This is a genomic window from Microvirga sp. P4_G7, from assembly GCF_056401005.1.
Genome location: NZ_JBFUKD010000013.1, coordinates 1 through 23,385 on the forward strand (window position 1 = coordinate 1; position 23,385 = coordinate 23,385).

Below are 23,385 nucleotides of genomic sequence, written 5' to 3' on the forward strand. Positions count from 1 at the left end.
CAGGTGGCGCGCGGCGGCGATGCCCGCACTTCCGGCGCCGACGATCACGACGTCGGGCTGGCTCGGCAATGGCGAGCGATCGGGTGTAAAGGCCGGCTGCATGCGGGACGGTTCCCCCCTCGCCTTGTGGTGCAACCGTTCATATGTAAAGTCCGCCCTATCCGAAAGGCCGTGCTTCGCTTCTCACGTGAGAGGGCGCTGACGCCCCGGATGCGACCAAGGAGGACGAGTTTGCTTATTCAGGCGGCCTATGCGGCATGGCGTCAGGTCTTTTCGCAGGACTTGCGGCGCATTCTCTACAAGTCGCTGGCCTTGACCGCCGCGCTGCTGGCGCTGGTCTGGTTCGGCCTGACGCGGCTGTTCAGCGCGTTCCTCGCCGATCATTCCCTGAGCGCGAGCTATCCCATCCTCGACGGATTGGCGTTCTTCCTCGCCGGGGCGGGGCTTTTCGTGGCGCTCGCCTATCTGCTGCCGTCGGTGTCGGCTATCGTCGCCGGATACTTTTTGGACGACGTCGCCGAGATCGTGGAAGGCACCGACTTTCCGACCGATCCGCCGGGACGCCCGCTGCCGCTCGGACGGGCGCTCCTCTACGGCCTGCGCTTTGCGGGATTGTCGCTTCTCGTCAATCTCGCCGCCCTGCTGCTGTTCTTCGTGCCGGTGGTGAATATCGGCGTGTTCTTCGTCGCCAACGCCTATCTCTTGGGACGGGAATACTTTGAACTCGCAGCCGGCCGCTTCCAGCCTCTCGCCGACGCGTCGCGCATGCGCGTCGCCCATCGCGGCACGGTGTTCGCCGCCGGCGCGGTTTTGGCGGCCCTCGTGATGATCCCGATCCTCAACCTGCTCACGCCGCTGTTCGGCGTCGCCATGATGGTCCACCTGCACAAGCGCCTCGCGGCGCGGGCGCAGCCGATGACGCAGGAGCGCCCGGCGCGGATCAACGCCGGTCCGTCGTAAAAGCCCTCAGGCCGCGGTGTTGCGCTTGAGATCGAACTGGCCGGTCTTGCGGAAACGCACCAGATAGGCCGGCACGATCGCCTCGATGGCGGTCGGCGTGATGCCGAGACCCTGAAGCGTGCGCCCGTCGCGGGTGGCGGCCGCGGACACCACGTTGTCCTTTTCCAGGAGGATCGCCTGGTCGCGCGTCATCACGAGCTCGTCCGGCACGAGGCCGAGGGTGAGCTTGTCGAGGAGGCCGAGCACGGTGCCCTGGAAGCGGGCGATGGCATTGGGCAGCGGCACGATCAGGCGCCGGCGCTCGGTGACCGCGAGCACATACGCGACGAGGGCGCGGAAGGTGCGGGTTTCCGGACCGCCGAACTCATAGATCCGTCCGCCCTCGACCTTGCCCTCGACGGCCCGGGCGATGGCCTCGGCCACATCGCCGACGAAGACCGGTTGCAGCTTCGTTTCCGCGCCGGCGAGCGGCAGCACCGGCAGCATCCGCGCAAGCGAGCCGAAACGGTTGAAGAAGCTGTCGCCGGGCCCGAACATCAGGGACGGCCGCACGATGATCGCGTCGGGCCGTGCGGTCAGAAGCGCCTTTTCGCCCTCGGCCTTGGAGCGCGCGTAGAGCGATTCGGACTGGGCGTCCGCGCCGATGGCCGAAACATGGATAATCTTGGCGTCAGGCGCACTCGCCGCCGCGATGCGGCCGGGGCCCTCGGCCTGCAGGGTCGAAAAGGTCTGGCGGCCGCCTTCTTGCAGGATCCCGACGAGGTTGATGACGAAATCGGCGTTGCGCACCGCCGCCGCGACCGATTGCGGATCGCGCAGATTGGCCTGGATCGTCTGGATCTGGCCGACGGTGCCGAGGGGCTGGAGGAAATTCGCGAGCGCCGGCCGACGCACCGCGACGCGCACCCGGTAGCCGCGCTTGGCGAGCGCGCTCACCACGTTGCGGCCGAGGAACCCGGAGCCGCCGAAAACCGTGACGAGCTGCTGGGCGGGTGTGCGGATCGGGCCGATCATGAAAGCCTCCTGCCCCAAGCGGGCCTGGAAATGATAGTGCGCAGCGCCGGATTCCTGTCGCGGCGTCTGCGGGATTTTGGAACGTCTCTAACGCATGATCCGCCGCACTGGCAACGGTTCGCAATGCGGATCCCGCGGCGGATCCCGCGGCGCCTCCCGCCCGCCGATCACCCGTTGCCGATGGCTTCCCGAGAAAACGCGGAACGCCTTTTGAAGGGTCCACGGGAGCCGATTGCGAAAAACCTCCCGTTTCGACGATTGACGCGCCGCCCGCGCCGTCCTAAACGGATCCCCGCCGTAAGGCATGCCCAGGTGGCGGAATTGGTAGACGCACTGCTTTCAGGTAGCAGCGATGCAAGTCGTGGAGGTTCGAGTCCTCTCCTGGGCACCAAATCCAAGTTTTCCAACGTCCTGTGACGTCCGAAAATGAAACAAGAAGCCCGGCTTTCCGGGCTTTTTTGTTGTCTGGATGTCCGGCGGCGTCAGGGGTTGGGGCGATTGGTGGTATTCGGCCCGCGGGGACGTCGCCTGATCGCCCCGAATGGGGATGACCGTTTCGCCGCGGTCAGCTCGCTCGGCGACACAGAAAAACGACGCGAGCGATCGCCGGGAATTGGAGACGCCTCCGCGTTCAAGCCTTGCCGCTCGAGGAAAGTCGCCTACGTACAGTTCCATCTTCAGCGCGCTGCACAGATGCCGCAGGCCGGTATCGCCATCGACGTCGATGAAAGCCGGGTCGCTCTTCTGCGTGGCGGTATCGGCACCGGGCGTGGAATATGCGTTCGCCATACCACACTGCCGATCCTGAGCCGGTCAACGACATCGTCTTGCGTCTCGACCAAGGAGATTAGACATGGAACCGCTGGAAGGAAAAACCGACAATCCGCAGGCCGCGCAGCTTGGTGTCGAAGCGTTCATGTCAGCCGCCGACTTGCGCGACTACATGGCTGAAATGCAAATCGCGCGCGCGTCGAAGTCAGATGACGTCATGGATCGCGCCGGGAAAGCGCGGCAGACCCTCGCGAAGACGCTCGCCGAGCCACTCGATCTCACTGAAGAACGCGTGAAGGAAATCACCAAGACGCTGCATTTCAAATTGCGGGCTGCCGCAGAACGCGGCGAGACTGAAGTGATGGTCATGCGCTTTCCAGTCGATCTCTGTGCCGATCACGGTCGCGCCGTGAACAACGCAGATCCCGAATGGCCGAACGAGTTGATAGGTCGGCCACGCCAAGCCTATGAATTCTGGAGAGACCAACTCAAGCCCGCCGGTTTCAAGCTGAAGGCGATGATCATCGAGTGGCCGGGCGGCATGCCGGGCGACGTCGGGTTTTTTCTGAGTTGGAAAGCGCCGAAGCCTTAGAGGTCGTGAAGCCTTAAGAGGTCGTGAAGCCTTAGAGGCCGCCTTGTCGATCACCCCATCCTCACGCGGCTCGTGAACGAGAGGAGGTACCGATGAAGGACAAACGTTCCGCAAAACGGAAAGACGCGGAGGCCGACGATCGCGCACCCGAAAAAATGAAACGGAAGGATTTCGAGAACGAGCTGAGAAAGCTCCAAGTCGAGCTCGTTCGCCTGCAGACCTGGGTGAAGGAAACGGGCGCACGGATCGTCGTCGTTTTCGAAGGCCGAGATACGGCCGGCAAGGGAGGCGTCATCAGCCGTATCACGCAGCGGGTCAGTCCGAGAGTATTCCGGCACGTCGCCCTGCCGACCCCGACCGAACGCGAGAAGAGCCAGCTCTATCTGCAGCGATACATCGCCCAGTTYCCGTCCGCCGGAGAGGTGATCCTGTTCGATCGCTCCTGGTACAACCGCGCCGGCGTCGAGCGCGTGATGGGTTTTTGCTCCAAGCGCGACTACGAGCGGTTCATTCGGCTCGTGCGCCCGTTCGAATCGGAAGTGGTGAACAGCGGCATCATCCTGATCAAGTACTTCCTCGATGTCAGCCAGGACGAACAGCGACGGCGCTTCGCCGACCGCATCGACGATCCCATCAAACACTGGAAACTCAGCCCGATGGATACCGAGTCCGTGCGGCGTTGGTGGGATTATACGATTGCCTACCAGGACATGCTGCGCGATACCGATACTCCCCGCTCCCCTTGGTACGTCGTTCAAGCGGACGACCAGCGCAAGGCAAGGTTGAACTTGATAACCCATCTGCTCAGCATAATTCCCTACAAGAAGATCAAGATCGATCTGCCCAAGATGCCCAAGGCCGAGCCTCGACCCAAGGGAATCGACGACGCGCTGCCAGCCAACAACGTGGTGCCGCAGATCTACTGAAGCTCTACTGAAATCGCACGACGGCGCGCCGCGCCTTCGCCTTTCCTCTTCGAACGAGCTCATCGGAACACGAGAAGCCACGTGACGCACGCATGGACACGCTGGATGCCGGGGCTCGCGACGCTGCGTTCCTACAAGCTCGTCTGGCTGCCTCACGATATCGTTGCGGGGCTTGTGTTGACGACGATGCTGGTGCCCGTCGGTATCGCCTATGCGGCGGCATCGGGCCTGCCCGGAATCTACGGTCTCTATGCGACCATCGTGCCCCTGCTCGCATACGCCCTGTTCGGCCCCAGTCGCATCCTCGTTCTCGGACCGGATTCGTCTCTTGCCGCCATCATCCTGGGCGTCGTCCTTCCCCTGTCGGGCGGGGACCCAAACCGCGCCATCGCCGTGGCGAGCCTGATGGCCGTGGTTTCGGGAACCGTGTGCATCCTGTTCGGGATCGCCCGCCTCGGCTTTGTCACGGAGCTCCTCTCAAAACCTATTCGCTACGGCTATATGAACGGCATAGCGTTGACGGTCCTGATCAGCCAACTTCCCAAGCTCTTGGGTTTTTCCATCGACAGCGACGGTCCTCTCAGGAATCTGTTTGCCATCGGCGAGGCGGTGGTTGCGGGCAAAATAAACTGGACTTCATTCGCGATCGGCGCCGCGACTCTCGTGACGATCCTCCTCCTCAAGAGAACGCCGCGCATACCGGGAATCCTCATCGCGGTGGTTGCGGCAACTCTCCTCGTCAGCATTTTCGACCTGTCGAGCCGCGCCGGGGTCGCGGTGCTGGGTCCGCTCCCACAGGGCCTTCCCGCCTTCTCGATCCCCTGGATCAGGTATGAGGACATCGTCCCCGTTCTGATCGGTGGCGGTGCCGTTGCGGTTGTATCGTTCGCCGACACAAGCGTTCTCTCCCGTGTCTATGCGGTGAAAACCGGTGCCGCCGCCAATCCGAACCAGGAAATGATCGGGCTCGGCGCCGCCAATCTGGCGGCAGGCTTCTTTCAGGGCTTCCCCGTCAGCAGCAGTTCGTCGCGCACACCTGTGGCCGAGGCGGCCGGTGCTCGCACGCAATTGACGGGCGTCGTGGGTGCGGGGGCGGTGGCTGTCCTGCTGGTCGCAGCGCCCACCCTCCTCCAGCACCTGCCATCCCCCGCCCTTGCCGCCATTGTCATCGCCTCGGCAATCGGTCTCATCGAAATCGAGGGACTCGTTCGCATCTATCGCATGCAGCCTTGGGAGTTTTGGCTGTCGATCGTCTGCTTCGCCGGTGTCGCAATTCTCGGCGTCATCCCGGGCATCGGCCTTGCGATCGGCATCGCCGTCATCGAATTCCTGTGGGATGGATGGCGGCCGTATTCCGCAGTGCTGGGCAAGGCCAAAGGCGTCGAGGGCTACCACGACATCGTGCGTTATCCCGACGCCGACCGCATACCCGGCCTGGTTCTGTTCCGCTGGGATGCGCCCCTGTTCTTCGCCAACGCCGAGTTGTTCAAGGAACGGATTCTGCAGGCCGTGGCCCATTCACCCACACCCGTTCGCACCGTCGTCGTCGTGGCCGAACCGGTGACCAGCGTGGACGTCACTGCCGCCGACACCCTCACCGACCTGAAAGGGGCCTTGCACGCAAATGGCATAGAGCTGTGGTTTGCGGAGCTGAAAGATCCCGTGAAGGACAAGCTGAAGCGGTTCGGCCTGTACGCGGAACTCGGCGAGGGGTCCTTCTTTCCAACGGTCGAGGAAGCCGTCCGAAGCCATGTGCATATCCATTCGGTGGATTGGCAGAAACCACAGGGTCGCAATCCATGACGACACCGAGGTTTCAGAGGCGATGGATATTTCGCGCAAGCAATTCGCACGCTCGGCGCCGCGAAATGGGGGGCGAAGAGATCGATCCGGGTCTCCGCCGCCAAGCGCTGCCCGGCCTATCGATGACGTCGCTCATGTGCGCTCGTGCACCAGTAAGTATTACGACGGCCCATTTCTCTTGAATGCCATCTCTTCCTGTAGGTAATGTCTGGCGTCTGCTTAAGTAATCGCCTGATTTTTCCTTTGCCGTATCTTGTGCCCTACTGGCGCGCCAGGATTGCGGGCGTGAGAACGGCCTCTCTCAGGGAGGCTCTTTATGGCCGTGTCAACAACCTACAGCGCCACGCCGATCACGGCGCCAAAATCGATCTCGACCGACATCAACCAGCAATACAATCCATCCGCCGTGACGACGGCGACGGGCCAGACCGCCGTGTTCTATGTGAGCGGCACGGGTGACTTGTCCGCGAGATTGGCCGACGGCAAGGGAAACCCGCTCGGCTCGCCCGTTTTGGTATCCGCCGCCGTCGACTCGTCCGATCAGCCCGGCGTCGCCGTTCTGACCAACGGCAACATCGTCGTCACGTGGGCGAACAGCACCGCGACGCAGGACGTCTTCTTTCGGGTCTATGATGCCAATCTCAACCCGTTGACGGCCGTGACAGCCGCGGAGACCAACACCTTCAGCAGTCTCCGCCCTGATGTCGCCGCCCTCGCAGGGGGCGGTTTCGCGATCACATGGGAACGGCGGTTCAACGCCACCGACCACGATGTGATGTTTCGACGGTTCGACGCGTCCGGAGCAGCCATCGATCCCTTGCCGATCGACAGCAACGGAATCCCGCTCGACAACGGCGCCGCATACGACGAGCGTCCTGCGATTGCCGGTCTTGCGGACGGTGGCTTCGCCATCGCCTTCAACCGTCTCAACACCGTGACGAGCGATACGGCGATGTGGGCCGCGGTTCGAAACGCGGATGGAAGCGTCCGCTCCGCGGCGGCGCAATTCGACGGGCTGGGCGCGGTCAATCGGGACGGCGACGTGGTGGCGTTGCCGAACGGCCAATTCCTCGTCAGCTATGAGGATTCGAGCTGGACCGGCGTCGTCACAAACGCCGACATCAGCACGGCGCGGTTCGCGGCCACCGGCGTATTTCAGGCCGTCGTGCGGGCGACGCAAGCGCCGATCAACGACGGCAATGTGGCGAGCGCCGTGTCTCCCGACGGGTATACGTTCATCAACGTCACGGACAGCGGCGGCGGCATCTACAACATCAATGGATCGCTGATTTCTCCGACCGGCGACTTCGTCGCTCGAGACGAAGTGATCGCCGCGACGGTCGGCGACGAGTTCTGGGGGAGCGCGAACTGGCTCGACGCATCGCATGTGATGGCGACCTATGGCGCCAACCCGCCGGCCACCGGAGCCGACTCGGGCGGCGGCGTCGTGGCCAGGCTCATCGAGATCTCGCGCGCGACGTATGGCGACAGTGCGAACGACGCGATCACGTTCACGGCGGACGGCATCATCGACTACATCGACGCCGGCGGCGGCAACGACACCATCAATGCAGGGCGCGCGGACGACACCGTCAACGGCGGCGCGGGCGACGACGTCGTCGATGGCGGCGTCGGCGCGGATTACATGGACGGCGGGCTCGGCGACGACACCATTCTCGTCGACAATGCGTTGGACGTGGTCGTCGAAGGCGTCGGACGCGGCTTCGACACGGTGCGATCCGCTATCTCGTTGACGCTTGCGGCCGGAGCCGAGGTCGAGGCCCTCAGCGCCAACGGTCTCGGCGCTTTCACCCTCGTCGGCAACGGCTTCGGCAACGCCATCAGCGGCGCCGATTCGAGCGACATTCTCGACGGCAAGGCCGGCAACGACGTTCTGAAAGGCAATGCCGGCAGCGACAGGCTGCTCGGCGATCTCGGCGACGATACCTTGCTCGGCGATTCGGGCGGCGACAAACTCTTCGGCGGGCTCGGCATCGACCAGCTGACGGGCAATTCCGGCAAGGACTTCTTCGCCTTCGCCACGAAATTGAACAAGACCACCAACGTCGATCGCATCACCGATTTCTCGGTCAAGGACGACACGGTCTGGCTCGACAACGCGATCTTCAAGAAGCTTGGAAAGAGCGGCACCGAATCGAAGCCCGTGAAAGTGAACAGCGATTTCTTCACCATCGGGTCCAAGGCCGCCGACGCCAACGACTATCTGATCTACAACAAGAAATCGGGCGCGCTGTATTACGATGCGGACGGATCGGGAAAAGGTGCGGCCATCCTGTTCGCGAAGCTCTCGCCCAATCTCAAACTGACGGACAAGGATTTCTACGTCATCTAGGCGTTCGTTCGTCGAAGACGTCAAGGTATCCGCCGCCGCGCTCCGCGACGGCGGACCTTCGTTTTCATTGCAGCTTCGTCGGTGACGGCAGGCCCGAGGATCGATCTTCCTCGTAGGTGGCGCTGCAATCGCCGGAGCGCACCGGAAACACTGCGTATTCCATCCCCTTGATGGTTTCTTCCGTGAAGGCGAGCTTTTCTCCCGCACATTCCACCACCGTCATGCGATGGCCGGACGACCAGAGCGGCAACATCGCCACGATCGAGAGAGCGCCGAGGCCGACTTCGACTTCGAAACTGAGCGTGCGGTCGGTCCAGGCGATCTGATCGAAACGGGATGTCGCACGCCCGTCGAGCCAGCGCAGCAATTGGGCCGCCGATATCAGCGGAACGTCACGCTCTTTTGCGATCGAGACCACCGCGTCGAAAAACCCGTCGGTGTAGTCGTAATAGGTTCCGAATGCGCCGAAGAATTGTTCGTCCCCGAGCGCCCTGTCGATCAGAAAGCGGATTCCCTCGCCGTGATCGATGCCGTTCTCATTCACGAGATGCGTGGTCGCCTGGTAGATGTCCAACACCGTGCCGTCGGTATCGGCGAACCGCATGGGAAAGCCCGACCCGGTCATGAACCCGGGCCGCCGCCGGACCCAGGAACCCGGCCAGTAATAGTAGTTCATGTTGAGCCTGATGCCGTGCGCGCGCTCGCTCTTGGCCGTATCGACCCATCCGTTCCAGATGACGCAATGCATGCGGTGGGTCTGTTGGTCGGCGATGCCGATCCCTCTGCCGAAATCCGTCACCTGATGCGAGAGCGCGAGCCCGACGGAGGCGTTGTCCTGGTCGCGACAGCCCGTGTGCAGGTGAATGCCGAATTCGAATCCGGCAGCGGAGTAATCGGCGATCTGCGTGGTCGTGAGCGGCGTGTCGAGCGTGAAGTAAGACGTCGCGCGATAGCATTCCCACAGATCGACGCGACAGGCGGCGGGACTCTYGGCGGCGAGTCTCGAAAAGACATCGAGGGTTCCACGCGCGGTGCCGTGATCGTCACCCGCCAAGACGATGGCGGCGCGCCGTCCGCCCGGCAAATAGCCGAAACGCGGCAACGGGCGCTTGGCCTCGTTCATCGTCAGGATGAGATTGGCGAGAAGACGCTGTTGCTCGTCGGCCTGGGGGATTCCGACCTTCGCCATGTCGAGGTGATCGGGAAAGAACAGATCGTTCGTCCGGCGCGGCGGCAAGCCGTCGCGTTCTTGGTTGATCCAGTCCGGATTGCCCTGGCGGGTCAGAATGACGGATTGCGCGAGATCGTAGGCGAAAGCCGCCGCGTGCCCGGCTCCGACCTTGCGCAACGTGACCGCGGGATTCCCGGTCGGCTGGCCGGCGGCCTCGAAAAGATGCGCGATCGTCGTGCCGTCCAGACGGTCGTAACGGCGCGCGACGACACGCAATTGCAGCGTATCCTGAACGATGCCCCGGCTCGCCGCGCTTTCGGGATCGGCGCGCAGATATCCGTTCGGGACGGGGGGTCCCACCTCCGCCAATCCGAACAGGGACAGCTTTTCTCCCGTGGGCTCGAAGGCGATGAGGTTTCCGCCCTCATTCACCCAATCGGCGAGCACGTCCTGCGGGATCGTGTCGGCTTCGGCATTCGTCACGATCACGATGTCGGCGGATTCCAATCGCTGCGGCGTCACGTCGGATGCCCTGATCATAGAGAACAGGTTGAGACCCTCGGCGCGCAAGATCTCGGCATAGTAGGAACCGGAGGGATGTCGCGGATCCGTGACGACGAGAATCGGCGTGGCGTCAGGCTCCGGCGGATCGAGCGGCACATAGGTGTCGAACTGCGTCACCACGCCCACGGAGAGCGGAAGGCCCCAGGTGCTGTGCGGACGAAACCGAGCATCCTCGCCGATTTGCAGGCTGTAGGTCGTGTTAGCGCGCAACCTGTTCTTCGGTGTCACCTGAGCGATCCGCCGTCGCGCGTCGTAAGTCACGCGCGTCGCAACGGCGGCGGCGTCACCGTCACGAAGCACGATGGTGCCGCTGCTGATCGTCTCGCCGGCCATGGGCCGCGAGAAAGAAATCGCGATGCTCGTGTCAGGATAGACGCCATGCGCTTCGTTCGAGGGCGTGACGGCGACCACGAGAGGCGTCAACCGCACCAGACCGAGCCAGAGAAACGCTGCGAACGCTACAGTACAAGCGCCGACAAGGATCGCGGACCAAGAGCGCATGCTCGCCTCCGAATGATGAGAACAGACATCATTCCTGTCATGCGGCCAAGAATCAGCCCCTCCTATCCCAAATATGGCCGATCTAATTCGTTTGAGATGCACCATGGGCTTGGGGTCTCAGCGCAGCGTCAAAAACCCGCGCCGGCTGGACGAACCTTCCGGCAGATTGATTGTGCTTCTTAAGTGGTAGCTCGAAAGAGTTGGCATCGTTTCATGCACTTCCCACCAAACGCGATGCGAGGTCACCGCAGATCGGTGGCATCGTGGCCGTTCGTCCCGTCCACGACCGAGCTCTGCAGCCGCGCTGCTAGGACGCAAGTTGAGCGAGGAACTTCGGCATTGCTCCGTTTGTTGGACGCTCAGCAGAAACGTCCTTCAGGAGGGCGCAATGGCTTTCTCCATCAAGGTCCCACTCATCGGCCTCGCGACGCTCGCGTTGGGATTTGCGGCTCCGATCGAATCGGCGGATGCGCAATTCGGCGGCCATGGTTTCCGTGGCGGCGGTGGGTTCCACGGCGGCGGTTTTCGGGGCGGCGGTTTTCGAGGTGGTGGGTTCCAGGGCGGCGGCTTCAGAGCTGGCGGTTTTCATCCCGGTTGGGGTGGAGGCGTGAGGCCAGGGTGGGGTGGCGGTATCAGACCGGGCTTCGGTTATCGACCGGCCGTCTACGCTCGGCCGGCCTACGGCTGGGGTGGCTACAGACCGGTGAACGTGTGGCGGCCACGCTATTACGGCTACCGCTCCCCGTCATACGGGTACGGCTACCGCTACCCGTCATATGGGTACGGCTACCCGGCCTATTACGGCGGCTATGGTTATGGCTACGGCTATCCGGGTTACGGTTATTACAACGACGGCGGCGGCGCGGTGGTGGCCGGCCTGATCGGCGGCCTTGCGATCGGAGCCATCGCCAATGCGGTCAATCAACCGACCTATCGCCGGTCGTATTACCGCACGGCCTCCAATTGCCATGACGTTCGTCGCAGGATCGTGAACCGCTACGGACACGTATCCCATCGGTGGGTCCAGGTCTGCCGCTAGGAGCGAGGGTCGCCGCCATCCAAGGTTGACGGCGACGCGTTGCGCGCGAGTTGATGCGTGAGGCGGGACAGGGTACAGCCCCTGATCGGCACAGCTTGGATCTCCTCATGACAACGCGCTTTCATCGCGGCGACCTGCCTTCGGACTATCAGCCCGGCCCGGCGATCGCGATCGACACCGAGACGCTCGGTCTCAACCCGCACCGGGATCGCCTCTGCGTCGTGCAGATCTCGAAGGGCGACGGCTCGGCCGACGTGGTGCAGATCCTGAAGGACGGACCCGTGCCGCAGAATCTGGTGCGGGTGCTGGGGGACGAGAGCGTCCTCAAGATCTTTCATTTCGCCCGCTTTGATCTGGCGGTGCTGTTTCACGCGTTCGGCGTCATGCCGCGTCCGGTGTATTGCACGAAGATCGCGTCGCGCCTGACGCGCACGTACACGGATCGGCACGGCCTCAAGGATCTGGTGCGCGAATTGCTGGGCGTCGAGCTTTCCAAGCAGCAGCAATCCTCCGACTGGGGCGCGGAGACCCTGAGCCAGGCTCAGCTCGACTACGCAGCGTCAGATGTACTCTATCTCCACGCCTTGCGCGAAAAGCTCGATCGGGTGCTGGCGCGCGAGAATCGCAGCGGCGTGGCCCAGCATTGCTTCGATTTTCTGCCGACCCGCTCCCAGCTCGATCTCATGGGATGGCCCGAGACCGACATCTTTTCCCACTCTTGACGCGTATTTAAGCTTTGTGAGCTAGTTCCTATATTCAGGACGAACTGTATAACGGCCACAACTTCGCCATGGCGGTACGTCATGGCGCACGTGAGTTTTGGCTGCGAGGGATTTTGGTGACGGACGGGCGAGGAATGGCGCAAGGGATGGCCATCGACGGCGCATTGGCGACGAGCCGACGGGCGCGTACGCGTGCCTTCTCGAAGGCGCGGCGCCATTCGCGTTGGGTCCGTTTCGCCAAATGGGCGATTCCCCTCGGATCGCTTCTCGCATTCGGCGCCTTGATGTTCGTGGTCATCTACGATCCGTTCCGCAGCATCCAGGGCCTGACGCTGGGCGCCGTCTCGGTGTCCGGCACGCAGGTGACCATGGAAAGCCCCCGGCTGACCGGTTACCGTAACGACAACCGACCCTACGAAGTGACGGCCACCGCCGCGACCCAAGACGTGCGCCAGCCCCATATCGTCGAGTTGAAGGATATGCGGGCTCGTCTCGCCACCGACGACCGGGGCACGATGGCGCGCCTCGAAGCGGCGGTCGGCGTCCTCGATACGCAGAAGGAACAGATGCAGCTCAAGTCCGACGTGCGGGTGCGCACGGATAACGGGCAGGAAATGGAGCTGCGTTCCGCCTTCATCGACTTCAAGGCCGGCAGCGTGGTATCCACCGATCCGGTCAAGGTTTTCCTCGGCAACGGCACGATCGAGGCGAAAGGAATCCGCGTGACCGACAACGGCAAGGCCATTCAATTCGACGGACGGGTGCACGCCGTCTTCGAAAGCAGCCAGGCTCCTGCGGGCGGCGCTTCGGCGACGCCCGGCCAACCCGGGTCATTCGGCGGCGCTTCAACCATACCCGGCCAACCGGCGTCACCGTCCGCTCAACCCTCAACACCGCGTCCATGATCATGTTCAAACACGTCGCGCTCGTCGCAGGCGCTCTTCTTCTCACCCACCCCGCGCTGGCCCAGGCCAGCAAAGAACGCGCGGCGGGCTTCGGCAATTTCGGTTCCAGCAAGGAGCCGATCAAGATCGATGCGGACAAACTAGACGTCTACGACAAGGAAGGCCGCGCGGTCTTTTCCGGCAACGTCGTCGCCGTTCAGGGCGACAGCACGATGAACTGCACGCTGATGACCGTCTTCTACGAGCAGAAGAAGGACGAGGCAGGCAACAAGTCCGCGATGCCGACGAGCCAGGGCGCCGACGACAGCTCGATCAAGAAGATCGATTGCAAGGGACCGGTCACCATCGTCTCCAAGACGCAGGTCGCCACGGGCAAGGACGCTACGTTCGATCGTGAGAACAACAAGATCTATCTCATCGGCGACGCCGCCTTGAGCGACGGGCCGAATGTCACGCGCGGCGAACGCGTGGTGTATGACCTCAACACGGGTGTCGCCAACGTCGAGACCAAGCCCGGCGGCCGCGTGAAGGCGCTCTTCGTGCCCGGCAGCGGCTCCGATGCGACCCAGCAGGGCGCCAAGGGCAAAGACGGCAAAGACGCCAAGGACACCAAGGCCAAGCCGGCGACCCGCTGAGGGACGATCCGGTTGAACATCCGATGATAGAGACGATTGCGTGAAACCCTTCTTCAACCGTAACGCGAAGGCCGGTTCGACCGGCACGCCTCCTCCCCACGTGTCGGTTCTCGACGCGTCCGAGGGTTTCGAGGATGCGGCGCGACGCGCGCACGACGATCGCCCGTTCGGCGGACCCGGCGTTCTCGCGGTCAAAGGTCTGCAAAAAAGCTATCGCGGCCGCACCGTCGTCCACGAAGCAGCGTTGAACGTCCGCGCCGGCGAAGCCGTCGGATTGCTCGGGCCGAACGGCGCCGGCAAGACCACGATTTTCTACATGATCACCGGCCTCGTCTCAGCCGATCGCGGCGTCATCAGCCTCGACGGGCACGATGTGACGACGCTGCCGATGTACCGCCGCGCCCGCCTCGGCATCGGCTACCTGCCGCAGGAAGCCTCGATCTTTCGCGGCCTGAACGTGGAAGACAACATCCGCGCCGTGCTCGAAGTGGTGGAGCCGAGCAAGAAAGAGCGCGAGCGCAAACTCGATGCGCTCCTCGAAGAATTCAACATCACACGTCTGCGCAAGGCGCCGTCGATCGCCTTGTCGGGCGGCGAGCGCCGACGCTGCGAAATCGCCCGTGCGCTCGCAGGTGAACCGACCTTCATGTTGCTCGACGAGCCGTTTGCCGGCATCGATCCGATCGCCGTCGGCGACATCCAGAATCTCGTCCGCCACCTGACGCGGCGCGGCATCGGCGTTCTGATCACCGATCACAACGTGCGCGAGACGCTCGGCCTCATCGACCGCGCCTACATCATCCATTCCGGACGCGTGCTGACGGAAGGCCATCCTGACGCCATCGTGGCGAACGAGGATGTGCGCCGCCTCTATCTCGGTGAGGATTTCCGCCTGTAGAGGCTTGTCGCATCAAGCGTGGCCCATACGCCTCCAAAGCGTGGCCTTGATGCAGGGAGCGTTCTCAGGGTGGGCGTTCTCAGGGTGGGCGTTCTCTGATCGAAATGCCTCGCAAACAGGCAGCACGCCGCTGCTTTGAGCACCCCGCCGGCCCTATCGTCTTTGTCCCGTGTGCGAGCCCCCGTAAGATCGTGGGGGTGCAAGAAGCATGCCGAAGGGCGTCGCGATGGCCGGAATGCAACGTATGGAGTTCCGCCAGGCCCAGAGCCTGGTGATGACGCCGCAGCTCGTGCAGGCGATCAAGCTTCTTCAGCTGTCGCATCACGAACTCAAGGCTTATGTGGACGGCGAACTCGAACGCAACCCGCTGTTGCAAGCTGAAGGTTCTGCGGGCCCCGATGATGCGGTCTCGCAAATATCGTCCGGCGCTTCTCCGGTCGCGCCCGCGCCACGGGGCGAGACGGGACTGGGCGGCCCGGGCCTCTCGACGATGTCGACACGCGGCTCCGCTGCGCGAACCTCTCACGACGGCTTGTCGGGATTCGAGACGAGCGTCGCGGCTCCGGTCAGTCTCGCCGATCACCTCGAACGACAACTCGAATTGACGTCGCTCGACCGCGAGGAGCGCGCCGTCGGACGCCACATCATCCACAGCCTCGACGAGGCGGGCTATCTGCGCGATGGGCTGGACGCGATCGCCGAGCGTCTCGGCGCCGCTCGCGAACAGGTCGAGCGTGCGCTCGCCGTGATCCAGACCTTCGATCCCGCCGGCATCGGCGCGCGCGATCTCGCGGAATGCCTTGCGCTGCAATTGCGCGAACGCAACCGCTACGATCCGGCAATGGCTGCTCTCTTGACCCGTCTCGACCTCGTCGCCCGACGCGACTTCGCGGCCTTGAAACGGATCTGCGGCGTCGACGAGGACGACCTCGCCGAAATGCTCCGCGAGATCCGAGGTCTCGAGCCCAAGCCGGGTCTCGCGTTCGGGCCGCCGCAATCGGCGTGCGTCGCACCCGACATCATGATCAGGGAAGCTGCCGACGGCACGCTCGTGATCGACCTCAACCCCGACACCCTGCCGCGCATTCTCGTCGACCGAACCTATCATGCGCAGGTGTCGCGCTGCGTGCGCAAGGACGAAGATCGGATCTTCCTATCCGATTGTCTGCAAAGCGCGCACTGGCTCAAGCGCAGTCTCGATCAGCGGGCGCGAACGATCCTCAAGGTCGCCACCGAAATCGTGCGGCGTCAGGAGGGATTTTTCCGCCACGGCGTCTCCCATCTCCGGCCCCTGACCTTGAAGGCGGTCGCGGATGAAATCGGCATGCACGAATCGACCATCTCCCGTGTCGCCGCGAACAAGACCTTCGGTACGAATCGCGGCGTCTTCGAGATGAAGTATTTCTTCACTGCGGCCATCGCCGGTTCACCGGGCTGCGATACACACGCGGCAGAAGCCGTGCGCCACCGCATTCGCAATCTGATCGAGGCCGAATCGCCAACCGCGATTCTGTCCGATGACGCACTGACCGCCAGCCTCAAGCGCGAGGGTATCGATATCGCGCGCAGGACCGTCGCGAAATACAGAGAAGCGTTGCGAATTCCTTCCTCCACCGACCGTCGCCGGATGAAACGCAGCGCCTGAGCCGGCTCGTCGAACGTTTGCGATTTCGGTGGGTCAGGGGTTGCAGCCGAGGGCCCAAAAGGCGGAACGATCTTCGTCGCCGTTCGCAGTTCACCTCACCGGAACAGGTCAAGTTTCAAGCGGTTGCACCGATTCGCTGCAATCCTGTCGCAGCTGAGCGGCTGGCTCGACGAATTACTGCCGTCAAGTCTTGTTTTGGCGTGCGGAACACGCATCATCTGATAAGGTACGAGAGCTGGCATCGATCTTCGAAGCTGGCCGCATCGGGAGGATGACGATGGCGTTGAGGGTATCCGGGAAGAATCTCGATATCGGTGAAGCCCTTCGGAATCAGGTTTCAGAGCGACTGTCCAACGCACTTCAGAAATACTTCGATGGAAATTATTCCGGTCATGTGACGGTGACCAAGGACGGGGCCGGTTTTCGCACCGACTGCGTTCTGCATTTGACGTCCGGCACGACGTTGGAAGCATCCGGCGCTGCCCACGACGCCTATGCCAGCTTCGACCAGACCGCCGAGCGGATCGAGAAGCGGCTGCGACGCTACAAGCGCCGTCTCAAGGAACGCCAGCCATCGCAAAACGGTCGCAGCCAAGCGGTCGAGACGCCGTACTCGGTCCTCGAAGCACCGACGGACGAATCAGCCGAAGAGGACGCCTACCATCCCGCCATCATCGCCGAGACCACGAAGGCGTTGCACCGGTTCTCGGTCAGCGACGCCGTGCTGGAGCTGGACATGCTGGGGTCGACGGCGCTGGTTTTTATCCACGCTAGCACCGGCCGCGTGAACGTCGTATACCGCCGGGGCGACGGGGCGATCGGCTGGGTCGATCCGCCGCCAGGCCAAGCTTGAGAGCGACTAGCCTGAGATCCGAATTGGCCCGAGATTTGCTTGGAAGAGGCGCGGGGCCGAAATGGCTTCACCATCTTATGCGGCGCGATCGATGCCTTTGCTCGACTTCCTAGACCCACAAGCCGTTCTGCCTACGTTGAGGGCAAACAGCAAGAAACACGCTCTGCAGGAATTGGCCGCCCAGGCGGCGCGGCTCACGGGCCTCGACGAGCGCGTGATCTTCGAAGCTCTGCTTCAGCGCGAGCGGCTCGGCTCGACCGGGATCGGCGACGGGATCGCCATCCCGCACGGCAAGTTGCCCGGCCTGACGCGCATTTTCGGCCTCGCCGCCCGCCTCGAAAAGCCGATCGATTTCGAAGCGCTCGATGCCCAACCGGTGGATGTGTTGTTTCTTCTGCTCGCGCCCGAGGGCGCCGGGGCCGACCATCTCAAGGCCCTCGCCCGCGTCGCCCGCGTCCTGCGCGAACCCGGAATCGTCGATCGGGTGCGCACCACGCGCGACAAGGAAGCGCTCTATTCCGTCCTGACCGAGCTGCCCGCCCCCCGGGCCGCCTGACGCCCAGGAACTTCTCCCGATGTCCGATGCGCACGACTTTTTCCTGTTCCTCGCAACGGCGTTGCTGATCGCCGTCGTTCCCGGCCCAGGGATCTTCTACGTCGCCGCGCGCACCCTCGCTGGCGGGCGCGGCGAGGGCCTCGCCTCGAGCTTCGGCACAGGGATCGGCGGTCTCGTCCATGTCTTGGCGGGGGCGGCCGGCGTGTCGGCGCTCGTCATGGCCAGTGCCGACGCGTTCACGCTGCTCAAGCTCGCGGGCGCCGTCTATCTCGTCTGGCTCGGCGTGAAGACCCTGCGGGAGGCTCGCCTCGACGCGCCCGCAGCCGTGGCGACCACCGGAGCCGCCTCTGCACTGCGCCAGGGGATCGTCGTCGAAGCGCTGAATCCCAAGACTGCCGCCTTCTTCCTCGCCTTCATCCCGCAATTCGTCGATCCGGCGGCGGGCCATGTCGCCATTCAATTCATCGTGCTGGGCCTGATCACGGTGTCGCTCAACACGGCGGTCGACGTGGTCGTCGCCTTTGCGGCTTCCCGCGCTCGCGACGGCCTCGTCTCACGGCCGACCCTGATCAGACGCCTGCGCCAAGGATCGGGGCTGGTCCTATGCGGTTTAGGCGCCTCGCTCGCCCTCGCGCGCCGCGCCGCCTGACGCCCACGATCGGCGCGCCAACCGGGTAGACGAGCGATTATTCTCCCGCGGCGTCATCACCAGGTCTGCCCCGGTGACATCTCTCATGTGGGGCGCCGTGCTTTTCTCAGTCGAGGTGGCCGGGACAAGCCCGGCCATGACGGGGTGGGTGTGTGGCCGGGACGAATTTGGCCGGACGGGGTGAAACCTGCCACACGGCCTTAAGGCTTCACCGTCAATTCCCACACGATCTGGACGTTCGCGCGGTAACGCAGGGTGGCCGGCGGGACGATCGGCATGGCGTCCGGTGTCGCCTTGGCGGCGGCCATCATGCGCATGTCGGATGCTTCCATCTGGAAGGGCTGGGCGGAGCCGTCGCGGATCTCCATCAATCGTCCGAGGCCGGCGCCTGCGGCGTTGGCATAGAGCTCGGCCTGGCGTTTGGCGTCCTTCACGGCTGCTTCGCGGGCCTTGTCCTCGCCCTCCTCCTGGCGATCGAGACCGAAGGAGACCGACTGGAACAGCATGTCGCCGCTCGCCAGAATTTCACCCGCGAGCTTGCCCACACCATCGAGATCGGTGGTCTTGATGCGCAACTGGTGGTTTGCCGTGAATTTCGGAATGCGGGTCTTGCGCGCTTCGCTGCTGTTCTCCGGCTCGTAGGAGCGGAAGACCTGGAAATTGAGCGTCCGGATATCCTCCTTCTTGACCCCGATCGCCTGCAGGCGCGCCAAGACTTTTTCGGAGGCCGCGCGGTTCGCCTCGGCGGCTTGCGCGACGGTGTCGGCCTGGGTCGACACCGCAACGATCAAATTGGCGAAGTTCGGCTTCAACTCCGCTTCCCCCGTTCCCATCACGCTGACCGTCGCCGGCCGCGGTCGGTCGGCCTGGGCAACAGCGGCGTGGGGCAAGGTGAGTGCGACGGTGGAGAGGGTCAGTGCGGCGAGCGTTGCCGCCTTGGCCAAGCGCATGGTGTCATCCCTTACAAAAAACCGCTCCGCTTTCAGCGGAACGGACGCCTTACAAAAAACCGCTCCGCTTTCAGCGGAACGGACGCCTTACAAAAAATCGCTCCGCCTTTTCGGCGGAGCGGGAAGCGTCATCGGCCTGTCTTCACCCGGGTCCACAGCCGCGTGACCGTGCGCTGGGCGCGGTCGTCGTAGGCCGTGTTGGTGAACAGGCGCTTGAATGTCGCCTCGTCCGGATAGATGCCGGGATCGTTGAGGATCTCCGGCTTCACGAGTGGCTTCGCGGCCTGATTGCCCGAAGCATACGAGACAAAATTCGTGTTCATCGCGGCGATTTCGGGGCGCATCATGAAATTGATGAATTCATGCGCTTCCGCGACATTCTTCGCATCCGCCGGGATGGCGAAGCTGTCGAACCACATCAGGGCGCCCTCGCGCGGGATGATGTAGGCGATCTCGACGCCGTTCTTGGCTTCCTCGGCGCGTTTGCGGGCCTGGATCATGTCGCCGGAATAGCCGACCGCGACGCAGATGTCGCCGTTGGCGAGCGCGTTGATGTATTCCGACGAATGGTACTTCTGGATGTTGCCGCGGACGCGAAACAAAGCGTCTCCCGCCTTGGTGAGATCGTCGGCGCGMTTCGAATCCGGATTGAGGCCGAGATAGGACAGGACACCCGGGAACAGATCCTCCGGTGAATCGAGCATGTAGATGCCGCAGGCCTTGAGCTTGGAGGCGAGCTCGGGCTTCAGCACGAGATCCCACGTGTTGAGCGGAACGTCGCCGAGAATGTCGCGCACCTTCTTGACGTTGATGYCGATGCCYGTCGTCCCCCACATGTAATTGACCGCGAACTGGTTGCCGGGATCGAACACCGAAAGCCGCTGCGCGATGTCGGGCCATGCGTTGGCGAGGTTCGGGATCTTGGCCTTGTCGAGCTTGCGGAACACCTTCGCACCGATCAGGCGCTGCAGGAACGGACCCGAGGGCACGACGATGTCGTAGCCCGATTTGCCCGCCAGAAGTTTCGTCTCGACGATCTCGTTGTTGTCATAGGTGTCGTAGACAACCTTGATGCCGGTGGTCTTGGTGAATTCGTCGAGCGCCTTGGGGTCGACGTAATCAGACCAGTTGTAGACGTTCACGACGCGCTGCTGCGCGCTGGCCCCGGTCATCAGGCCGAGGGTGAGAGCGATAGAGACGAAAAGACGGTTCATCGAAGGCGGACCTCCCGCAGGTTGAAACACAACCCCCGGAGGCTAGGAAATTCCAACCGTCGTTACAATCGGCGAGGGACCTCGATCCGGCTTCGCCTGTGCATGGCTCAGGCCGCCCTGCGGGCGACGCCGGCGAGGCGTTCGAGACCGGCGTCGAGAGTCGAATCCTTCTTGGCGAAACAGAAGCGCACGACGTTCTTGACCGCGCCCTGCGCGTAGAAAGCGGAGACCGGGATCGCCGCCACCCCGTGATCGGAGACGAGGCGACGGCAGAACGCGACGTCGTCGGTCTCGCCCAAGGGCGCGATGTCGATGTTCAGGAAATAGGTGCCCTGGCTCGGAATGACGTCGAAGCCGAGCGTTTCGAGACCTGCCGTGAATCGATCGCGGCTCCTCGCGAAGTCGCGCCGCATGGTCTCGAAATAGCTGTCGTCCTTGGCAAGACCGTACGCCACGGCCGTCTGCAGGTTCGGCGGCGTCGTGAAGGTGAGGAACTGGTGGGATTTCGCGAGCACCTTCATGATGTGAGGCGCGGCGCACACGAACCCGACCTTCCACCCGGTGAGGCTGAAGATCTTGCCGGCGGAGCCGATCTTCACGGATCGTTCCCGCATGCCCTCGAGGCCCAGCACGGATTGGTGGCGACGGCCGTCGAACACCACGTGTTCCCAGACCTCGTCCGAAATCACGATGGCGTCGTGGCGGCGGCAGAAATCGGCGAGGAGCGCCAGATCCTCGGGCGAAAAGATCGTCGCGGTCGGATTGAGCGGGTTGTTGAACAAGACGGCCTTCGTCTTGGGTGAAAACGCCTTGGCGAGCGCCTCCTCGGTCAGGCGAAAGTGCGGCGGCTGCAGGGTGACGAACCGCGGGACGCCGCCGGCGAGGCGCACGAGCGGAAGATAGGCGTCGTACATGGGCTCGAACATCACGACCTCGTCGCCCGGTTCGACGATGCCGAGAATCGCACCGGCGAGCGCCTCCGTCGCGCCGGACGTCACCATCACTTCCGAGGTCGGATCGRGGCTGAGACCCTGCCAATGGCGATAATGGTCCGCGATGGCCTGGCGCAACTCGGGAATACCGAGCATCGAGGGATATTGATTGTAGCCGTTAAGCACGGCCTCTGCCGCCTTGCGCCGCACATCCTCCGGTCCCGGATCGTCCGGAAAGCCCTGCCCGAGATTGATGGCGCCGGTTTCGCGCGCGAGGCTCGACATCACTTCGAACACGGTCGTCGGCAGGTTGGCGAAGAGGGGGTTCATGCGATTCTCGTCGGTTCCTGAAGCCTTGGGCGAACCGTTTCGTATCACGCTCTCTCCTCGGATCGAACAGACATCTCGCCGCCGGCTCCGCGAGGGCGGAGTCGCACATCCCCTTCCTGTCGTCACCGGGCTTTTCCGTGCCGAGCGAGAGCCCGGAATGGCGAGGGCTCCCATGCCAACTCCATGCCAACCTTGACGGCAGAACGGTCGGCGCTACCCTTCCTGGCCGTCGCGGAGCAGCCTTGATGTCCCTCTCGCTCTATCTCCACCCGCTCGCCTCCTTCTGCTGGAAGCCGCTGATCGCCCTGTACGAGAGCGGCGTTCCCTTCGAGCCCATCGTCGTCGATCTCGGCGACGACGCGTCGCGGACGGCTTTCGAGGCGGTCTGGCCGATCGGGCGGTTTCCGGTGCTGCGCGACGACGCGGCGAACCTCACCGTTCCGGAATCGAGCATCATCATCGAGTATCTCGCCGGCCAATATGCGACCGCGTCGCCCCTCGTCCCTCGGGATCCGGACAAAGCGCGGGACGTGCGGTTCTGGGACCGTTTCTACGATCTCTACGTCAACGAACCGATGCAAAAGATCGTCACCGACCGCCTTCGCCCGGAGGGCAAAAACGATCCGCACGGGGTCGCAGCCGCGCGGGCGCTGCTTACGAAAGCCTATGGCATCATCGAGAAGGAGATGGGCCAGCGGACCTGGGCCGCGGGTGAGACTTTCACCATGGCCGATTGCGCGGCGTCGCCGGCGCTGTTCTATGCCGACAAGGTCATGCCGCTCGCCGGGCGCTGCGAAAACGGCGCCCGCTATCTTGTCCGTCTGATGGAGCGCCCGTCCTTTGCCCGCGTGCTCAAGGAGGCGCAACCCTATTTTGCGATGTTCCCTCAAGAGAAGTCAGAGCGGGACGAGCAACCGCCGGGGTGACACCAGGGCGCGCTGTTGCTATCGCCAGTGCGAACGCAGAACCTTGACCTCATGCCCTCCTCGCGGCCGATTCTCATTCTTGGCCTGATGCTCCTCGTCGGGCTGCTGGCCGTCGCGTCGCTCGCCATCGGTCCGGCGCCGATTTCGGCCGTCGATTCGGTGCGCGCCCTGGTACAGGATCTCGGCAGCGCGACCATCGTGGTGCGGGAAATCCGCCTGCCGCGGACGCTGCTTGCGCTGATGATCGGGTGGATCTTCGGACTCACCGGCGCCGCCCTGCAGGGACTTCTGCGCAACCCGCTCGCCGATACGGCCGTGTTCGGCGCCCCGCAGGCCGCCGCCTTCGGCGCCGTCGCGGTGCTCTATTTCGGCCTCGTCGGTGCGTTGTCCTGGGCCCTGCCGCTCGCCGCCATTTGCGGCGCTCTGGTCTCGATCGCGCTCGTGGTCCTCGTCGCCGGCCGTAGCACCACCAACGT

Annotated in this window: 21 protein-coding genes and 1 tRNA gene; 17 read left to right on the forward strand and 5 right to left on the reverse strand. The window is 63.6% G+C overall.

Going from position 1 to position 23,385, the window contains the following annotated elements; translation table 11 throughout:
* Positions 1–231: 231 nt before the first annotated feature.
* Entirely contained in the window at positions 232–960 is a 729-nt protein-coding gene (locus AC1DT3_RS01965; RefSeq protein WP_477463553.1) for a sulfate transporter family protein, read from the forward strand.
* A gap of 6 nt (positions 961–966) precedes the next feature.
* On the opposite strand, the gene AC1DT3_RS01970 is transcribed toward AC1DT3_RS01965, so the two are convergent.
* The gene (locus AC1DT3_RS01970; RefSeq protein ID WP_477463554.1) at positions 967–1,974 is read right to left on the reverse strand and encodes a complex I NDUFA9 subunit family protein; all 1,008 of its coding nucleotides are present in this window, start codon (positions 1,972–1,974) and stop codon (positions 967–969) included.
* 306 nt (positions 1,975–2,280) lie between these two features.
* Here AC1DT3_RS01970 and AC1DT3_RS01975 point away from each other — a divergent pair.
* From AC1DT3_RS01975 to AC1DT3_RS01995, 5 genes are all read left to right on the forward strand, one after another.
* Positions 2,281–2,365, forward strand: a tRNA-Leu gene (locus tag AC1DT3_RS01975).
* 462 nt (positions 2,366–2,827) lie between these two features.
* Entirely contained in the window at positions 2,828–3,337 is a 510-nt protein-coding gene (locus AC1DT3_RS01980) for a hypothetical protein (protein WP_477463555.1), read from the forward strand.
* 92 nt (positions 3,338–3,429) lie between these two features.
* Positions 3,430–4,263 carry a polyphosphate kinase 2 gene (gene ppk2, locus AC1DT3_RS01985; RefSeq protein WP_477463556.1) on the forward strand — a complete coding sequence of 278 codons (834 nt, stop codon included), beginning with the start codon at positions 3,430–3,432 and terminating at the stop codon, positions 4,261–4,263.
* A 105-nt stretch (positions 4,264–4,368) separates the two neighbouring features.
* On the forward strand, positions 4,369–6,066 hold the full coding sequence (locus AC1DT3_RS01990) for a SulP family inorganic anion transporter (RefSeq protein WP_477463572.1): 1,698 nt from the start codon (positions 4,369–4,371) through the stop codon (positions 6,064–6,066).
* Between the two features lie 316 nt (positions 6,067–6,382).
* Entirely contained in the window at positions 6,383–8,419 is a 2,037-nt protein-coding gene (locus tag AC1DT3_RS01995) for a calcium-binding protein (RefSeq protein ID WP_477463557.1), read from the forward strand.
* 64 nt (positions 8,420–8,483) lie between these two features.
* Here AC1DT3_RS01995 and AC1DT3_RS02000 read toward each other — a convergent pair whose 3' ends face one another.
* Complete coding sequence (locus AC1DT3_RS02000) at positions 8,484–10,655, reverse strand: Ig-like domain-containing domain (RefSeq protein WP_477463558.1); 2,172 nt, start codon at positions 10,653–10,655, stop codon at positions 8,484–8,486.
* A 388-nt stretch (positions 10,656–11,043) separates the two neighbouring features.
* Between AC1DT3_RS02000 and AC1DT3_RS02005 the strand changes: the two genes are divergently transcribed.
* From AC1DT3_RS02005 to AC1DT3_RS02045, 9 genes are all read left to right on the forward strand, one after another.
* Positions 11,044–11,694 (forward strand): hypothetical protein, encoded by a 651-nt coding sequence (locus AC1DT3_RS02005; RefSeq protein WP_477463559.1) that lies wholly within the window; start codon positions 11,044–11,046, stop codon positions 11,692–11,694.
* A 107-nt stretch (positions 11,695–11,801) separates the two neighbouring features.
* A complete protein-coding gene (locus AC1DT3_RS02010) occupies positions 11,802–12,416 on the forward strand; it encodes a ribonuclease D (RefSeq protein WP_477463560.1) in 615 nt (204 codons plus the stop codon).
* 116 nt (positions 12,417–12,532) lie between these two features.
* Positions 12,533–13,321: an LPS export ABC transporter periplasmic protein LptC gene (gene lptC / locus AC1DT3_RS02015; protein ID WP_477463561.1), complete on the forward strand. Its 789-nt coding sequence runs from the start codon at positions 12,533–12,535 to the stop codon at positions 13,319–13,321.
* Between the two features lie 2 nt (positions 13,322–13,323).
* The gene (locus AC1DT3_RS02020; protein ID WP_477463562.1) at positions 13,324–13,956 is read left to right on the forward strand and encodes an LptA/OstA family protein; all 633 of its coding nucleotides are present in this window, start codon (positions 13,324–13,326) and stop codon (positions 13,954–13,956) included.
* Positions 13,957–13,996: 40 nt separating this feature from the next.
* Positions 13,997–14,854 (forward strand): LPS export ABC transporter ATP-binding protein, encoded by an 858-nt coding sequence (gene lptB, locus AC1DT3_RS02025; protein WP_477463563.1) that lies wholly within the window; start codon positions 13,997–13,999, stop codon positions 14,852–14,854.
* Between the two features lie 208 nt (positions 14,855–15,062).
* The gene (gene rpoN, locus AC1DT3_RS02030; protein ID WP_477463564.1) at positions 15,063–16,499 is read left to right on the forward strand and encodes an RNA polymerase factor sigma-54; all 1,437 of its coding nucleotides are present in this window, start codon (positions 15,063–15,065) and stop codon (positions 16,497–16,499) included.
* Between the two features lie 277 nt (positions 16,500–16,776).
* On the forward strand, positions 16,777–17,352 hold the full coding sequence (gene hpf / locus AC1DT3_RS02035; protein ID WP_477463565.1) for a ribosome hibernation-promoting factor, HPF/YfiA family: 576 nt from the start codon (positions 16,777–16,779) through the stop codon (positions 17,350–17,352).
* Positions 17,353–17,443: 91 nt separating this feature from the next.
* Positions 17,444–17,908 carry a PTS IIA-like nitrogen regulatory protein PtsN gene (ptsN, locus tag AC1DT3_RS02040; RefSeq protein WP_477463573.1) on the forward strand — a complete coding sequence of 155 codons (465 nt, stop codon included), beginning with the start codon at positions 17,444–17,446 and terminating at the stop codon, positions 17,906–17,908.
* A gap of 19 nt (positions 17,909–17,927) precedes the next feature.
* Positions 17,928–18,557: a LysE family translocator gene (locus AC1DT3_RS02045; RefSeq protein WP_477463566.1), complete on the forward strand. Its 630-nt coding sequence runs from the start codon at positions 17,928–17,930 to the stop codon at positions 18,555–18,557.
* 200 nt (positions 18,558–18,757) lie between these two features.
* On the opposite strand, the gene AC1DT3_RS02050 is transcribed toward AC1DT3_RS02045, so the two are convergent.
* The 3 genes from AC1DT3_RS02050 to AC1DT3_RS02060 form a co-directional block, all read right to left on the reverse strand.
* Positions 18,758–19,507, reverse strand: coding sequence for an SIMPL domain-containing protein (locus AC1DT3_RS02050; protein ID WP_477463567.1), 750 nt, complete (start codon positions 19,505–19,507; stop codon positions 18,758–18,760).
* Positions 19,508–19,635: 128 nt separating this feature from the next.
* On the reverse strand, positions 19,636–20,721 hold the full coding sequence (locus AC1DT3_RS02055) for a polyamine ABC transporter substrate-binding protein (RefSeq protein WP_477463568.1): 1,086 nt from the start codon (positions 20,719–20,721) through the stop codon (positions 19,636–19,638).
* 107 nt (positions 20,722–20,828) lie between these two features.
* On the reverse strand, positions 20,829–21,983 hold the full coding sequence (locus AC1DT3_RS02060; RefSeq protein WP_477463569.1) for an aminotransferase: 1,155 nt from the start codon (positions 21,981–21,983) through the stop codon (positions 20,829–20,831).
* A gap of 245 nt (positions 21,984–22,228) precedes the next feature.
* Between AC1DT3_RS02060 and AC1DT3_RS02065 the strand changes: the two genes are divergently transcribed.
* Together AC1DT3_RS02065 and AC1DT3_RS02070 are read left to right on the forward strand one after the other, a co-directional pair.
* Positions 22,229–22,909 (forward strand): glutathione S-transferase family protein, encoded by a 681-nt coding sequence (locus AC1DT3_RS02065; protein WP_477463570.1) that lies wholly within the window; start codon positions 22,229–22,231, stop codon positions 22,907–22,909.
* Positions 22,910–22,960: 51 nt separating this feature from the next.
* On the forward strand, positions 22,961–23,385 hold a 425-nt coding region (locus AC1DT3_RS02070; RefSeq protein WP_477463571.1), incomplete at its 3' end, for an iron chelate uptake ABC transporter family permease subunit.

Coding starts and splice junctions, on each gene's coding strand:
- AC1DT3_RS01970 (WP_477463554.1), bottom strand. CDS start 1,974: ATGATCGGCCCGATCCGCACACCCGCCCAGCAGCTCGTCACGGTTTTC.
- AC1DT3_RS01980 (WP_477463555.1), top strand. CDS start 2,828: ATGGAACCGCTGGAAGGAAAAACCGACAATCCGCAGGCCGCGCAGCTT.
- AC1DT3_RS01990 (WP_477463572.1), top strand. CDS start 4,369: ATGCCGGGGCTCGCGACGCTGCGTTCCTACAAGCTCGTCTGGCTGCCT.
- AC1DT3_RS01995 (WP_477463557.1), top strand. CDS start 6,383: ATGGCCGTGTCAACAACCTACAGCGCCACGCCGATCACGGCGCCAAAA.
- AC1DT3_RS02005 (WP_477463559.1), top strand. CDS start 11,044: ATGGCTTTCTCCATCAAGGTCCCACTCATCGGCCTCGCGACGCTCGCG.
- AC1DT3_RS02010 (WP_477463560.1), top strand. CDS start 11,802: ATGACAACGCGCTTTCATCGCGGCGACCTGCCTTCGGACTATCAGCCC.
- AC1DT3_RS02020 (WP_477463562.1), top strand. CDS start 13,324: ATGTTCAAACACGTCGCGCTCGTCGCAGGCGCTCTTCTTCTCACCCAC.
- rpoN (WP_477463564.1), top strand. CDS start 15,063: ATGCCGAAGGGCGTCGCGATGGCCGGAATGCAACGTATGGAGTTCCGC.
- hpf (WP_477463565.1), top strand. CDS start 16,777: ATGGCGTTGAGGGTATCCGGGAAGAATCTCGATATCGGTGAAGCCCTT.
- ptsN (WP_477463573.1), top strand. CDS start 17,444: ATGCCTTTGCTCGACTTCCTAGACCCACAAGCCGTTCTGCCTACGTTG.
- AC1DT3_RS02045 (WP_477463566.1), top strand. CDS start 17,928: ATGTCCGATGCGCACGACTTTTTCCTGTTCCTCGCAACGGCGTTGCTG.
- AC1DT3_RS02050 (WP_477463567.1), bottom strand. CDS start 19,507: ATGCGCTTGGCCAAGGCGGCAACGCTCGCCGCACTGACCCTCTCCACC.
- AC1DT3_RS02065 (WP_477463570.1), top strand. CDS start 22,229: ATGTCCCTCTCGCTCTATCTCCACCCGCTCGCCTCCTTCTGCTGGAAG.